General features: G+C 66.4%; 16 protein-coding genes. 3 read left to right on the top strand and 13 right to left on the bottom strand.

Annotation, left to right across the window (positions count from 1 at the left end; genetic code table 11):
• Positions 1-1,761: DNA mismatch repair protein MutS (gene mutS, locus VHO04_RS00265; RefSeq protein WP_329626499.1), on the bottom strand; the 1,761-nt coding region annotated here is incomplete at its 3' end.
• Between the two features lie 291 nt (positions 1,762-2,052).
• On the opposite strand from mutS, the gene VHO04_RS00260 reads away from it, so the two are divergent.
• Complete coding sequence (locus tag VHO04_RS00260) at positions 2,053-4,317, top strand: NADP-dependent malic enzyme (RefSeq protein ID WP_257546070.1); 2,265 nt, start codon at positions 2,053-2,055, stop codon at positions 4,315-4,317.
• A gap of 229 nt (positions 4,318-4,546) precedes the next feature.
• On the opposite strand, the gene VHO04_RS00255 is transcribed toward VHO04_RS00260, so the two are convergent.
• Positions 4,547-5,041 (bottom strand): outer membrane protein assembly factor BamE, encoded by a 495-nt coding sequence (locus tag VHO04_RS00255; RefSeq protein WP_329626498.1) that lies wholly within the window; start codon positions 5,039-5,041, stop codon positions 4,547-4,549.
• 308 nt (positions 5,042-5,349) lie between these two features.
• Between VHO04_RS00255 and VHO04_RS00250 the strand changes: the two genes are divergently transcribed.
• Both VHO04_RS00250 and VHO04_RS00245 read left to right on the top strand, forming a co-directional pair.
• The gene (locus tag VHO04_RS00250; RefSeq protein ID WP_329626497.1) at positions 5,350-5,883 is read left to right on the top strand and encodes a ubiquinol-cytochrome C chaperone family protein; all 534 of its coding nucleotides are present in this window, start codon (positions 5,350-5,352) and stop codon (positions 5,881-5,883) included.
• Complete coding sequence (locus tag VHO04_RS00245) at positions 5,880-6,407, top strand: DUF177 domain-containing protein (RefSeq protein WP_329626496.1); 528 nt, start codon at positions 5,880-5,882, stop codon at positions 6,405-6,407. Before VHO04_RS00250 ends, VHO04_RS00245 begins: the two co-directional genes overlap by 4 nt.
• Positions 6,408-6,496: 89 nt before the next feature.
• Here VHO04_RS00245 and VHO04_RS00240 read toward each other — a convergent pair whose 3' ends face one another.
• From VHO04_RS00240 to rpsN, 11 genes are all read right to left on the bottom strand, one after another.
• Positions 6,497-7,183: a hypothetical protein gene (locus tag VHO04_RS00240; protein ID WP_329626495.1), complete on the bottom strand. Its 687-nt coding sequence runs from the start codon at positions 7,181-7,183 to the stop codon at positions 6,497-6,499.
• A 55-nt stretch (positions 7,184-7,238) separates the two neighbouring features.
• Positions 7,239-7,886, bottom strand: coding sequence for an adenylate kinase (locus VHO04_RS00235; protein WP_329626501.1), 648 nt, complete (start codon positions 7,884-7,886; stop codon positions 7,239-7,241).
• 52 nt (positions 7,887-7,938) lie between these two features.
• A complete protein-coding gene (gene secY, locus VHO04_RS00230; protein WP_329626494.1) occupies positions 7,939-9,312 on the bottom strand; it encodes a preprotein translocase subunit SecY in 1,374 nt (457 codons plus the stop codon).
• Positions 9,313-9,583: 271 nt separating this feature from the next.
• Entirely contained in the window at positions 9,584-10,069 is a 486-nt protein-coding gene (gene rplO / locus VHO04_RS00225) for a 50S ribosomal protein L15 (protein WP_257546085.1), read from the bottom strand.
• 45 nt (positions 10,070-10,114) lie between these two features.
• On the bottom strand, positions 10,115-10,321 hold the full coding sequence (locus VHO04_RS00220) for a DUF1737 domain-containing protein (RefSeq protein ID WP_329626493.1): 207 nt from the start codon (positions 10,319-10,321) through the stop codon (positions 10,115-10,117).
• Entirely contained in the window at positions 10,322-10,507 is a 186-nt protein-coding gene (gene rpmD / locus VHO04_RS00215) for a 50S ribosomal protein L30 (protein WP_325542430.1), read from the bottom strand.
• Between the two features lie 4 nt (positions 10,508-10,511).
• On the bottom strand, positions 10,512-11,216 hold the full coding sequence (rpsE, locus tag VHO04_RS00210; protein ID WP_297664171.1) for a 30S ribosomal protein S5: 705 nt from the start codon (positions 11,214-11,216) through the stop codon (positions 10,512-10,514).
• Between the two features lie 2 nt (positions 11,217-11,218).
• On the bottom strand, positions 11,219-11,572 hold the full coding sequence (gene rplR / locus VHO04_RS00205) for a 50S ribosomal protein L18 (RefSeq protein ID WP_105999115.1): 354 nt from the start codon (positions 11,570-11,572) through the stop codon (positions 11,219-11,221).
• A 3-nt stretch (positions 11,573-11,575) separates the two neighbouring features.
• Positions 11,576-12,109, bottom strand: coding sequence for a 50S ribosomal protein L6 (gene rplF / locus VHO04_RS00200; RefSeq protein WP_329626492.1), 534 nt, complete (start codon positions 12,107-12,109; stop codon positions 11,576-11,578).
• Positions 12,109-12,513, bottom strand: coding sequence for a 30S ribosomal protein S8 (gene rpsH / locus VHO04_RS00195; protein ID WP_297664166.1), 405 nt, complete (start codon positions 12,511-12,513; stop codon positions 12,109-12,111). Before rpsH ends, rplF begins: the two co-directional genes overlap by 1 nt.
• A gap of 11 nt (positions 12,514-12,524) precedes the next feature.
• Positions 12,525-12,830 (bottom strand): 30S ribosomal protein S14, encoded by a 306-nt coding sequence (rpsN, locus tag VHO04_RS00190; RefSeq protein WP_039578292.1) that lies wholly within the window; start codon positions 12,828-12,830, stop codon positions 12,525-12,527.
• Between the last annotated feature and the right edge of the window lie 42 nt (positions 12,831-12,872).

Below are 12,872 nucleotides of genomic sequence, written 5' to 3'. Positions count from 1 at the left end.
CCAATTATGGCTCATCGCATGATCGGCGAGCGCCGCCGCGACGTCGAGCCGTGCGAGGACGTCGCACGATGCGGCGATCGCCTCGCGCCGCGCCACCGCCTGATCGGTCAGCGTTTCGAGATGCGCCGCCTCGGCCGCGAGCGCATGAACCCCCGCCTGCGTCACCCGGCTCGCGGCTTCGTGCAGATCGGCCGAGTTGAAGCGGACGACGCCGGCGAGCGTCTGGCGATGGGTGAAGCCCGATTCGGGCGCCATCAGCGCATCGGCATGTTTCGCAGGCACCTCGACATGATAGCCGAGCACGCCATTGTGGCGGATCTTCAGCGGAGCGATGCCGGTGCGGTCGCGATACTGCGCTTCGAGCGCGGCGATCGCCTTGCGCCCGTCGCGTGCCGTTTCGCGCAAGGCGTCGAGCGCATGATCATAACCCTCGGCGACATAGCCGCCCTGCGCCGCGTCGACCGGCGGCGTCTCGATCAGCGCGCGGGTCAGCTCGTCGACGAGCGCGCCATGGCCGTCGAGACCGGGCAGCAGCCGCGCGAGCAAAGGCGGCAGGTCGGGCCGTCGCGCAAGCCGCTCGCGCAAGAGCCGCGCACCGCCGAGCGCATCGCGAAGCTGGGCAAGATCGCGCGGGCCGCCGCGCCCCGCGACAAGCCGGCCGAGCGCGCGCCCGGCATCGGGCAGCGCGCGCAGCGCGGCGCGGAGATCACCGCGCCACAGCGCATCGCGCGCGAGCGCGTCGACAAGGTCGAGCCGGTCGAGGATCGCCGCCTTGTCGGTGAGCGGGCTCGCGAGATCGTCGGCGAGCAGCCGCGCGCCCGCCGCGGTGACGGTGCGGTCGATCGTGCCGAGCAGGCTGCCGTCGCGCGCTCCCGCCATCGTGCGCACGAGCTCCAGGCTTTCGCGCGTCGCGGCGTCGATCGCCATCCGCCCCGACGCCGATACGCGAAGCGGCGGCTGGAGGAAGATCGGTTGTCCGGTCGCGACATGGTCGAGATAGGCGGCGAGCGCGCCCATCGCCGCCAGCTCGCCGCGGGAGAACTGGCCGAAACCGTCGAGCGTGCGGACCCCGAAAAAGCCTTCGAGGCGCTTTTCGGCGGCCGTGCTCGAAAAATCCGACGATGGCCGCCGCACGACCTGGCGCGCGACCCACTCGGGCACCTCCTCGGCCTGTTCGCTGACCAGCAGTTCGGAGGGCGCGAGCCGCGCGAGCTCGGCATCGACCTGTTCGGGGCGCACCGCGACGACCTCGAACCGTCCGGTCGAGATGTCGGCGGCGGCAATCGCGACCTCGCCCTCGCTTCCGACCCGCGCCAGCGCCGCGAGCCGGTTCGCGCTGCGCCCCTCGAGCAGCGCCTCTTCGGTCAGCGTGCCCGCGGTGACGAAACGGATGATGTCGCGCGCGACGAGCGCTTTCGAGCCGCCGCGCGCCTTCGCCTCGGCCGGGGTCTCGATCTGCTCGGCGATCGCGACGCGGTGCCCCGCCTTGATCAGCCGCGCGAGATAAGATTCGGCGCTATGCACGGGAACGCCGCACATCGGCACCGGCGCGCCGCCATGTTCGCCGCGCGAGGTCAATGCGATGTCGAGCGTCGAAGCGGCCGCCTTCGCGTCGTCGAAGAACAGCTCGAAAAAGTCGCCCATGCGATAGAAGAGCAGGCAGTCGCCCGCTTTCTCCTTCAACGACCAATATTGCGCCATCATCGGGGTGGCGGCGGGGACGCTGTTACTGTTGGCGGCGGGGCGGGCGGTGGCAGGCATCGCACTCTGCTTAGTGATTGGGGGCGGCATGGCAAGGTCGGGCGATGCGACGGCGGCTTTGAGGGGGAGAATGGACGCCCCCACTTTCGTCATTCCCGCGAAAGCGGGAACCCAGAGCAAGCGTCGGCTGACTCCGCGCTGGGTTCCCGCTTTCGCGGGAATGACGAAGATATATGACCCGAGTCCCTGTCGCCACCGCCGACGCACAACATTGCCGGTTACATTTCGCCAAGGTGACGCTAGGGGATTGGGAAACGGGCGCGCGTCTGGAATCGAACCAAGGGGAAAAACATGGACAGCGGCAACAAGGTGCAATTCTCGGACCGCGAGGCCCTGCTCTACCATAATTACGGCCGGCCCGGGAAAATCGAGATCATCGCCTCGAAGCCGATGGCGACCCAGCGCGACCTCAGCCTCGCCTACTCGCCCGGTGTCGCCGTCCCGGTCAACGCGATCGCCGAGGACCCGGCCAAAGCCTATGATTATACGATCAAGGGCAATCTGGTCGCGGTGATTTCGAACGGCACCGCGATCCTCGGCCTCGGCAATCTCGGCGCGCTCGCCTCGAAGCCGGTGATGGAAGGCAAGGCCGTCCTCTTCAAGCGCTTCGCCGACGTCGACTCGATCGACCTCGAGGTGAAGACCGAAGACCCGCAGGCGTTCATCGACGCGGTCGAACTGCTCGAACCGAGCTTCGGCGGCATCAACCTCGAGGATATCGCGGCACCGAACTGCTTCATCATCGAGGCGGCGCTCAAGGAAAAGATGAACATCCCCGTGTTCCATGACGACCAGCATGGCACCGCGATCATCACCGCCGCCGGCCTGATCAACGCCTGCCACCTGACCGGCCGCGATCTCGGCGAGATCAAGGTCGTCGTCAACGGCGCCGGCGCCGCCGCGATCGCCTGCACGGCCCTGATCAAGGCGATGGGTGTGCGGCACGAGAATGTCATCATGTGCGACCGCAAGGGCACCATCTATCAGGGTCGCACCGAGGGGATGGACCAGTGGAAGTCGGCGCACGCGGTGCCGACCGAGGCGCGCGACCTGACCGCGGCACTGAAGGGCGCCGACGTCTTCCTGGGCCTGTCGGCCGCGGGCGCGCTCAAGCCCGAGATGGTCAAGGACATGGCCCCCGCGCCGATCATCTTCGCGATGGCGAACCCCGATCCCGAAATCTCGCCCCCCGATGCGCGCGCGGCGCGGCCCGACGCGATCATCGCGACCGGGCGCTCGGACTATCCGAACCAGGTCAACAACGTCCTCTGCTTCCCATTCATCTTCCGCGGCGCGCTCGACGTGCGCGCGACCGCGATCAACGAGGAGATGAAGATCGCCGCCGCCTACGCCATCGCCGACCTCGCGCGCCAGCAGGTGCCCGAGGAGGTCGCGGCGGCCTATGGCGGACGCGCGTCGAGCTTCGGCCCCGAATATATCATCCCCTCGCCCTTCGACCCGCGGCTGATGGAAATCGTTCCCGCCGCCGTCGCCAAGGCGGCGATGGACACCGGCGTCGCACAGCAGCCGATCGCCGATCTGGAGGCTTATCGCACCAGCCTGCGCGCACGGCTCAACCCGACGACCTCGGTGCTGACGCTCGCTTATGAAGCGGCGCGCGCCAATCCGAAGCGCGTCGTCTTCGCCGAGGGCGAGGAGGAAGTGGTGCTGCGCGCGGCGATCCAGTTCCGCGACGGCGGCTACGGCATTCCGGTGCTCGTCGGGCGCGAGGGGCTGCACGACAAGCTGCGCGCGATGGGGGTCACCGATCCCGAAAGCTTCGAGGTCCACAACAGCGTCAATTCGCCGCACGTGCCGCAGATGGTCGAGATGATGTACGAGCGGCTGCAGCGCCGCGGCTACCTCCGCCGCGATATCGAGCGCATGGTCAACCGCGACCGCAACATCTTCGGCTCGCTACTGCTCAAGCTCGGTCTCGGCGACGCGATGATCACCGGCGTTACCCGCACCTATTCGCAGACGATGCGCGAGGTGCGGCGCGTGATCGACCCCGCCGAGGGCAAGACCGCGTTCGGCATCCACGTCCTCGTCGGCCAGCATCACACGGTGTTCATGGCCGACACGACGGTCAACGAACGCCCGTCGGCCGAAATGCTCGCCGACATCGCCGAGCGCACCGCGCAGGTCGCGCGCCGCATGGGGCACGAACCGCGCGTCGCCTTCCTTTCCTATTCGACCTTCGGCAACCCGCCGGGGTCATGGCTCGATAATATCCGCGAGGCGGTCCACATCCTCGACGAGCGCAAGCCCGAGTTCGAATATGAGGGCGAAATGGCGCCCGACGTCGCGCTCAACGCGAAGGTGATGGAGAAATATCCCTTCTGCCGCCTGTCGGGGGCCGCGAACGTGCTGATCATGCCGGGGCTGCAATCGGGCAATCTGTCGGCGAAGCTGCTGCGCGAACTCGGCGGCAGCGCGGTGATCGGCCCGATGCTGATCGGGATGGAAAAGCCGGTGCAGGTCGCAACCATGGCCTCGCCCGCGTCGGACCTGGTGACGCTTGCAGTGCTCGCCGCGGGGGGAATTGCGGGGTAACGAGAGGGCTCCCCTCCGCTACAGTCTGTCCTGTTGAGATGGATTCAATCGGCGCAAGGCATTTGTGCGCAAAAAAGCTGTGTGTCCCCGCGAAGGCAGGGACCCATCTCCGGTCGGTTCAAAATAGCACCGGCCGGAGATGGACCCCCGCCTTCGCGGGGGAACAGTTGTTTTTTAAGGACAAGTCAGGCTCCCAGACGGATCAACCTGAACAGGACATCGATAATCTTTACTGCCCCTGCGACCCGCCACCGCCGGCCATGCCGGGGGCGCCGACCGCGCCGATATTGCCGAAGATGTCCTCGAAGAAGCTGCGGTGACGACCGAGCGTCGGGGTCTTGTCGCCTTCGGGGCTGATCTTGCTCACCAGTTCGAGGCCGGTCTTGTCGACCCCGACGACATTGCCCGCGGGATCGAAGCGCACGCGGAGCACCTGCTGCGCGACGGGGCGCGGGCGGGCGAAGGCGAGCTGGCGGGTTTCGCGCGACACATAATAATATTCATTGTCGCTGAACTGACCGACGAAGGTTGGGCGGCCCAGCGTCTTTTCGACCGATTCGCGATTGTCGACGCCGGGGGTGATCGCGGTGGTCAGCACCGGATCGACGACATAACCCTGCCGCCCCTTGAGCTGCGCGCAGCCGCTGGCGGTCAGCGCGAGCGCCAGCCCGGCGACGATCAGGCGCACGGGGCGGGCGGGAAGCATGGGGGTCTGGATCGGCATCAACTATCTCCGTTGCGCCGCTTTGCGCGAGCGCTGGCAATCGCGCCTCTTAACCGCAAGCAGACGGCAGGCACAAGCGGCTTATGCCGCGGCAATGCTTGCGCCAAGCTGACTCGATTTTGGTGGAGACGGCACCGGCCCGCTCCCCCACCCGGCCACCCGACGGCAGTATCCTATGGGTGGCCCTTCGACGCCACGCGTCGTCTTCGGGCGGTGGGGGAGCGGGCCGGTGCCGAACGGTTTTCGCGCAGCGGAAACCGAATCCGACGCCCCTTTTCGGATGGGGCGATTCGGCCTAAGCGAATCCCATGTTCTCATCGCTCCGCAAGCTCTTCAAACCCGCCGCCGACCCGCGCGAGGCGCGCCGCCCGCTGTGGAACGCCGTGGTCGCCGCCGCCCGCGCGCCGCACTGGTATACCGACGGCCAGGTTCCCGACACGCTCGACGGCCGTTTCGACATGATCAGCCTTGTGCTGGCACTCGTCCTTCACCGCATCGACGACGCCCCCGACCAGGCGCTCGCTGGGGTCCAGCTCACCGAATTGTTCGTCGACGACATGGACGGCCAGATGCGCCAGATCGGCTTCGGCGACATGGTCGTCGGCAAGCAGATCGGTCGGATGGTCGGCGCGCTCGGCGGCCGGCTCGGCGCCTATCGCGCGCCCGATGGATCGGAGGAGCTGAAGGCGGCGCTGGTGCGCAATCTGTGGCGCGGTAAGGCGGCGCCCGACGCAGGGCTGGCGCATGTTCTGGCGGGCGTCGCGGACTTGCGCGCGGGCCTCGCCGCGATGCCGGTCGCGACGCTGATCGTCGCCGACCATCTGCCCGGATCGCGCGCATGACCGCGCCCGAATATTCGCACATCGTCACGCTGGCCGAGGCGGGGCAGGGCCGCACGGTAGCGATCGAGGCCGACGAGACGGCGCGCGCGGCGATCGCGCGGCGGCTGGCGCTCGTCGCGCTCGACCGCTTCGCGGTGACCGCCGAGGTGCGCAGCATCGCAGGCGGGATCGCGGCGACGGGCACGATCGACGCGAAGGTCGTGCAAAGCTGCGCGGCAACCGGCCTGCCGGTGCCCGCCACGCTCCACGAGCCCTTCGACCTCCGCTTCCTGCGCGATGCGAGCCCCGCCGGGAGCGGCGAGGAGGAGGTCGAAATCAGCGACGCCGACTGCGACATCCTGCCGCTGGAGGGCGAGCGGATCGACCTCGGCGAAGCGGCGGTGCAGACGCTGTCGCTGGCGCTCGATCCCTTTCCGCGCCATCCCGACGCCGATCGCATCCTCGCCGAAAAGGGCGTGCTCAGCGAAGATCAGGCGGGGCCGTTTGCAGCGCTCGCGAAGCTGCGAGGGCAAGGCCAGTCTTAGGTTCCGCCGTCATCCCGGCGAAGGCCGGGATCTCACCTTCTCCTCTTGACGCACCGGCGGGATCCCGGCTTTCGCCGGGATGACGATAGTTACTCGCCTTCGGGCTCATCCTTCGGCGTTTCCTTCACCAGATCGGCGGCGACGGCGTCGAGGCCGGGGTCATCGCTGGCCGGCGCGTCCTTCGCGGGCGTTTCCTTCGCGTCGCCGTCGTCCTTTTCATGCGCGACCGGCAGCGATCCGCCCAGCGCTTTCGCGAGGCCGACGAGTTGTTCGCCGAGCACCTTGTCGACCGCGGGCGCGATGTCGGCGACCTTGAAGCGCATATAGCCGCCCACGACATAGTCGAAGCGGATCGCGCTGCCTGTCGCGGTCGGCTTGATATGGATCGTCAGCGTGCCGGTGACCGCTTCGCTCTGGAGCGGACCGAAGGCGCCCGACAGGCGCATCATCTCGCCCGGCTTGGCGAAGATGATTCGCGCGTGCTGGACGCTGCCCATCGCGCCGCCCTCACCCGGGAGCTTTTCGCAGAAGCAGCCACCGGCCTGCGAATCGAGCCAGAAGTTCGCGGCGTCGCCCGACCAGCTATGTTCCTTCGACCACCATTTGTCGGGGAGGCGCAGCATCTTCCAGACATCGTCGGGGGTCGCCGCGACCTGCGCGGTATGCGCGACGGTGAAGCCGATGTCGCTCTGGTCGATGACCTTCGCCTGCGCCGGAACGACCATTAGCGACGCCACCGAAAGCAGCGCCGCGCCAAAGATTGTCTTGAAATACATGCCCTGTCCCCTTCGCCGCCTTCATAGACGGCGACGGGGGCACTGGCTAGCTGGCCTAGCTGCCGAGGATGGCCTCGATCGCGTCGTTGACATGGTCGATGTCGGCCATGCCGTCGACCTTGCTGACGATGCCGCGCGCTTCGTAGATCGGCAGGATCGGCGCGGTCTTGGCGCGATATTCGGTCATGCGCGTGCGCACCGTTTCCTCATTGTCGTCGGGGCGGCGCTTGAAGTCGTGGCTGCCGCAGACGTCGCACGTATCGGCGACCTTGGGCAGCTTGTAACGGTCGTGATAGCCTTCGCCGCATTTGGCGCAACTGAAGCGCCCGGTGATGCGGTCGACGAGCGCATCCTCTTCGACCACCAGTTCGATCACATGGTCGAGCTTGCGGCCGCGCACCGAGAGGATCGAATCGAGCGCGTCGGCCTGCGCCGCGGTGCGCGGATAGCCGTCGAAGATCACCGAGGTTTCGCCGCCGAGCTCGTCGAGCCGTTCGCCGATCAGGCCCGAGACGATTTCGTCCGACACCAGTTCGCCCGCGTCCATCACCGCCTTTGCCTGGAGGCCGATCGGCGTTCCCGCCTTGACCGCGGCGCGGAGCATGTCGCCGGTCGAAAGCTGGACCATGCCATGTTCGCTTTCGAGCCGCGAGGCCTGCGTTCCCTTGCCCGCCCCCGGCGGACCCAGCAAAATGATGTTCAGCGTCATGGAAGCCCCTGTTTCCCGTTCCGTCGGGGTGGCCCTAACCGACCGATCAGCGCCGCGCAACGCCGCCCTTCAATTTGGCCTTCTTGATCAGGTCGCCATATTGATGCGCGAGCATGTGGCTCTGGATCTGGCTGATCGTGTCGATCGTCACGTTGACGATGATCAGCAGACTGGTGCCGCCGAGCTGGAACGGCAGACCCGACCCCGCGATGAAATATTCGGGGACGAGGCAGATCAGCGCCAGATAGACGGCGCCGATCACGGTGATGCGCGTCAGCACGAAGTCGAGATAGGCAGCGGTGTTCTTGCCCGGACGGATGCCGGGGATGAAGCCGTTCTGGCGCTTCAGATTGTCGGCGGTCTCCTCGGGATTGAAGACGACCGCGACGTAGAAGAAGCAGAAGAAGATGATGCCCGCGGCATAGAGCGCCATATAGAGCGGCTGACCGTGCGCGAGATACTGGTTGATCGTAACGAGAAATTCGCCCCACGCCGTGTCCTGCTGAACATTGTTGCCGAGCATCTGGGTGACGGTGAGCGGCATCAGCAACAGCGACGAGGCGAAGATCGGCGGAATCACGCCCGAGGTGTTGACCTTGAGCGGCAGGTGGCTGCGATCGGCCTGCATCATGCCGCGCTGCGTCGCGCGCTTCGGATATTGGACGAGGACGCGGCGCTGCGCGAGTTCCATGAAGCTGATCACCGCGATGATCAGGACCGCGCCGCCGATCACGGCGAGGATCGTGCCGCCGCCCATCGAGCCTTCGCGCACCTGCGTGAACATCTGCGCGAAGCTGCGCGGAAGCTGGGCGAGGATGCCCGCCATGATGATCAGCGAGACGCCGTTGCCGATACCGCGGCTGGTGATCTGTTCGCCCAGCCACATCAGGAAGAGCGTGCCGCCGACGATGCTGATCACGGCGCCGATGCGGAACATCATGCCGGGGTCGACGACCGCCGCAACCCCCTGGCTCTGGCCGAGCGTCTCGAGGCCGACGGCGATGAAATAGCCCTGGATCGCGGTCAGGAAGACGGTGCCGTAGCGCGTATATTGATTAAGCTTCTTGCGTCCGCTCTCGCCCTCTTTCTTGAGCGCGGCGAGGCTGGGAGCGAGGGCCGAGGCGAGCTGAACGACGATCGACGCGGTAATATAGGGCATGACGCCGAGCGCGATGATGCTCATGCGCTCCAGGCTGCCGCCCGAGAAGGTGTTGAAGATGTCGAGGATGCCGCCCGACGCCGCCTGCGAATAGAGCCGCGACAGCGCGACCGGATCAACCCCCGGCAGCGGCACGAACGACAGGAAGCGGAAGACGATCAGCGCGCCGATCGTGAACCACAGGCGATTCTTGAGTTCGGTCGCCTGGCCGAACTTCGAAAAGTTCAGGCTGGAAGAAAGCTGGTCGGCGCGAGAGGCCATGGGTGTTATTCCTCGAGTGGCGGACCGCGCCCCCCGCGACCCGGCGCCTATGTGCGTTCGACGGTCACGAAGCGCAAGGGGAAAGGCCCATTTAGCGGTGAGCCGACGCTCCAAGGCCGCTTTTGATATTTGTTGGCATCGGGCGAAGTCGAGATGCCCCGCGGCATGGAGCCATTCCGATGGGCGTCTCGACTTCGCTCGACACGAACGGAAAAAGGGTTCGTGTAATGATAATGGGGCGGCTCCTGAGAGCCGCCCCATCCGATATCGTTTATTCCGCCTTGGCTTCCGGCGCCGCGGGCAGTTCGATCTTGCCGCCGGCCTTTTCGACCGCCTCGATCGCGCCCTTCGACGCGCCGGCGACCGCGAAGGTCAGCTTGGCGGTCAGTTCGCCCTTGGCGAGGAGGCGGACGCCGTCCTTGCCACCGCGCGCAACGCCCGCGGCCTTGAGCGCGGCGTGATCGACGGTCTTCTTGGCGTCGAGCTTCTTTTCATCGATCAGCTTCTGGACCTGGCCCAGGTTCACGATCGCATAATCCTTGCCGAAGATGTTGTTGAAGCCGCGCTTCGGGATGCGCATGTGGAGCGGCATCTGGCCGCCCTCGAAACCGTTGATCGCGACGCCGCTGCGGGCCTTCTGGCCCTTCTGGCCGCGGCCGGCAGTCTTGCCCTTGCCCGAGCCGATGCCGCGTCCGACGCGCATCCGGCCCTTGCGGGCGCCATTATTGTCACGAAGATCGTTGAGCTTGATAGTCATTGCACTCGCTTTCGCTGTGTTCGCGCTAGAGACCGTCCCGAGGGACTAGTCCGGTTCGATTTCACTCGACGGCTGAAAGCCGGGATAGGGCCCGGCCTTCTCCATCACGATGGCCTGGGCGACATAGCCGCGGCCATCGACCTCCGTCATCGAGGGGCTTCCGTGCAGCTGCCACCCCCGGTTGAGCAGCCCCTCGACGCGCGCGCAGAAGGCGGCGTCATCGGGACCAGTCAACAGGCGATAGAGCTTCATTCAGCCCTCGACGACTTCCACCATGTGCGGAAGCTTGCGGATCATGCCGCGCACTTCCGGGGTGTCGACCAGTTCGACCTCGCGGTTCATCTTGCCCAGGCCGAGCCCGGTCAGGATGGCACGCTGGCTCTTGGGGCGACGGATCGGCGAACCGATCTGGCGGATCTTGATCTTCTTGTCGGCCATCGTCTTACTCCGTCACCGCCGCGGCTTCGGCCTCGGCTGCGCGGTCGGACGAGCCGCCACGCTTGATCAGGTCCGAAACCTTCTTGCCACGGCGCTGCGCGACCGACTTCGGGCTGGTCTGCTCGCCGAGCGCCTCGAAGGTCGCGCGGATCATGTTATAGGGGTTCGAGGTGCCGACCGACTTGGTCACCACATCGGCCACGCCCAGCGATTCGAACACGGCGCGCATCGGGCCACCTGCGATGATGCCGGTCCCGGCGGGCGCCGAGCGCAGCGTGACGTTGCCGGCGCCGAACACGCCGCGGCCGTCATGGTGCAGCGTACGGCCGTCGCGCAGCGGAACGCGAATCATAGCCTTCTTCGCGGCGGCGGTCGCCTTCGAAATGGCTTCGGGCACTTCGCGCGCCTTGCCATGACCGAAACCGGCGCGGCCCTTGCCGTCACCGACAACGACGAGCGCGGCGAAACCGAAGCGCTTGCCGCCCTTCACCGTCTTCGAGACGCGGTTGATGTGGACGAGCTTTTCGATCAGCTCTTCGCCGCCATCCTCGTCGCGCGGGCGACGATCGTCGCGGCGACCACGGCCACCATCGCGGCCACCCCGGCCGCCGTCACGACCACCGCCACGACCGCGGCGCGGAGCCTGGCCTTCGGTGGGGGCGGGGGCTGCTTCGGGGGCGCCTTCGGCGTTCTGAACTTCGTCTGCCATGATTAGAACTCCAATCCGCCTTCGCGCGCCGCGTCGGCCAGCGCCTTGATGCGCCCGTGGAACAGGAAGCCGCCGCGGTCGAACACGACCTGCGTCACGCCCGCCTTCTTGGCGGCGTCGGCAAGGCGCTTGCCGACGTCGGCTGCCGCCGCCGCGGTGGCGCCGGTCTTGCCGCGCACATCCTTGTCGAGCGTCGAAGCCGCGGCCAGCGTCTTGCCGGCGGCGTCATCGATGAGCTGCGCATAGATGTGGCGGCCCGAACGGTGCACCGAAAGCCGCGGCCGACCGGCGGCGCGCTGACGGAGCGCGGTACGGACGCGCTGGCGGCGTTTTTGGAAAGTGGTAAGATGTGCCATGGCTTACTTCTTCTTGCCTTCTTTGCGGAAGATGTACTCGCCGCGATATTTGATGCCCTTGCCCTTATAGGGTTCGGGCTTGCGCCAACGGCGGATTTCCGCCGCGACCTGGCCGACCTTCTGCTTGTCGATACCGCTGATCTCGATCGTCGTATTGTCCGGCGTCTTGATCTCGATGCCCTCGGGCACCGCGAAATCGACATCGTGGCTGTAGCCGAGCTGCAGCTTCAGATTCTTGCCCTGCGCGTTGGCGCGATAGCCGACGCCGGTGATCTCGAGCACCTTGGTGAAGCCTTCGGTCACACCCGTGATCAGATTCTGCACCAGCGTGCGCTGCATACCCCAAAAGGCACGCGCCTCGCGGCTGTCGTTCGCGGGTTGAACCGAGATGCTGCCTTCGCCGACTTCATATTTGATGTTGTCGGACAGCGGCATCGCGAGCGTGCCCTTCGGCCCCTTGACCGACAGCTGGCCGCCGTCGATCGCGGCGGTGACACCGCCGGGAACCGCCACTGATTTTTTACCGATGCGCGACATCAGAACACCTCCGCCAGCACTTCGCCGCCGACATTATGTTCGCGGGCTTCGGCGTCCGAAAGAACGCCGCGCGGGGTCGACACGATGGTGATGCCCAGGCCGTTGCGCACGATCGGCAGCTCTTTCGAGCCCGAATAGACGCGGCGGCCCGGCTTCGAGACGCGGGCCACGTGGCGGATCGCCGGCTGGCCCTCGAAATATTTGAGCTCGATGCGGATGCCCTTGTGCTGGCCCTTCGCGCCCAGCGTTTCTTCGCTGTAGCCGCGGATATAGCCTTCGCGCTGGAGCACATCGAGAACGCGGACACGCAGGGTCGAGGCGGGGGTCAGGACGCTGTCCTTCTTCGCCTGCTGGCCGTTGCGGATGCGGGTGAGCATATCACCCAGGGGATCGGTCATTGCCATCTTCTAGTCCCTTACCAGCTCGATTTCACAACACCGGGGATCAGGCCCTTGTTGGCCAGATCGCGGAGCTGGATACGGCACAGCCGGAATTTACGGTAATAAGCGCGCGGACGGCCCGTCAGTTCGCACCGGTTGCGGATGCGGGTCGGGTTGCCGTTGCGCGGGATTTCCGCCATTTTGAGGCGCGCGATCAGACGCTCGCCATCGTCGAGCGAGGTGTCGGCGGCAATCGCCTTCAGCTTTGCGTAACGGCCGGCATATTTCTTCACCAGCTGCTTGCGACGCTCGTTCTTGTTCATCGAACTCAGTTTCGCCATGACTTAAGTTCTCTTTCCTTCTTGAAAGAGCCGGCCTGGTCC

Origin of the sequence: Sphingopyxis sp. (assembly GCF_036261875.1) — a bacterium.
Lineage (GTDB): Bacteria > Pseudomonadota > Alphaproteobacteria > Sphingomonadales > Sphingomonadaceae > Sphingopyxis.
This window is presented reverse-complemented; position numbering and strand designations above follow the sequence as displayed.

Coding starts and splice junctions, on each gene's coding strand:
- VHO04_RS00245 (WP_329626496.1), top strand. CDS start 5,880: ATGACCGCGCCCGAATATTCGCACATCGTCACGCTGGCCGAGGCGGGG.
- rpsN (WP_039578292.1), bottom strand. CDS start 12,830: ATGGCGAAACTGAGTTCGATGAACAAGAACGAGCGTCGCAAGCAGCTG.
- rpsH (WP_297664166.1), bottom strand. CDS start 12,513: ATGGCAATGACCGATCCCCTGGGTGATATGCTCACCCGCATCCGCAAC.
- VHO04_RS00260 (WP_257546070.1), top strand. CDS start 2,053: ATGGACAGCGGCAACAAGGTGCAATTCTCGGACCGCGAGGCCCTGCTC.
- secY (WP_329626494.1), bottom strand. CDS start 9,312: ATGGCCTCTCGCGCCGACCAGCTTTCTTCCAGCCTGAACTTTTCGAAG.
- VHO04_RS00255 (WP_329626498.1), bottom strand. CDS start 5,041: ATGCCGATCCAGACCCCCATGCTTCCCGCCCGCCCCGTGCGCCTGATC.
- VHO04_RS00220 (WP_329626493.1), bottom strand. CDS start 10,321: ATGAAGCTCTATCGCCTGTTGACTGGTCCCGATGACGCCGCCTTCTGC.
- rplO (WP_257546085.1), bottom strand. CDS start 10,069: ATGACTATCAAGCTCAACGATCTTCGTGACAATAATGGCGCCCGCAAG.
- VHO04_RS00250 (WP_329626497.1), top strand. CDS start 5,350: ATGTTCTCATCGCTCCGCAAGCTCTTCAAACCCGCCGCCGACCCGCGC.
- rplR (WP_105999115.1), bottom strand. CDS start 11,572: ATGGCACATCTTACCACTTTCCAAAAACGCCGCCAGCGCGTCCGTACC.
- rpmD (WP_325542430.1), bottom strand. CDS start 10,507: ATGGCCGACAAGAAGATCAAGATCCGCCAGATCGGTTCGCCGATCCGT.
- rpsE (WP_297664171.1), bottom strand. CDS start 11,216: ATGGCAGACGAAGTTCAGAACGCCGAAGGCGCCCCCGAAGCAGCCCCC.
- rplF (WP_329626492.1), bottom strand. CDS start 12,109: ATGTCGCGCATCGGTAAAAAATCAGTGGCGGTTCCCGGCGGTGTCACC.
- VHO04_RS00240 (WP_329626495.1), bottom strand. CDS start 7,183: ATGTATTTCAAGACAATCTTTGGCGCGGCGCTGCTTTCGGTGGCGTCG.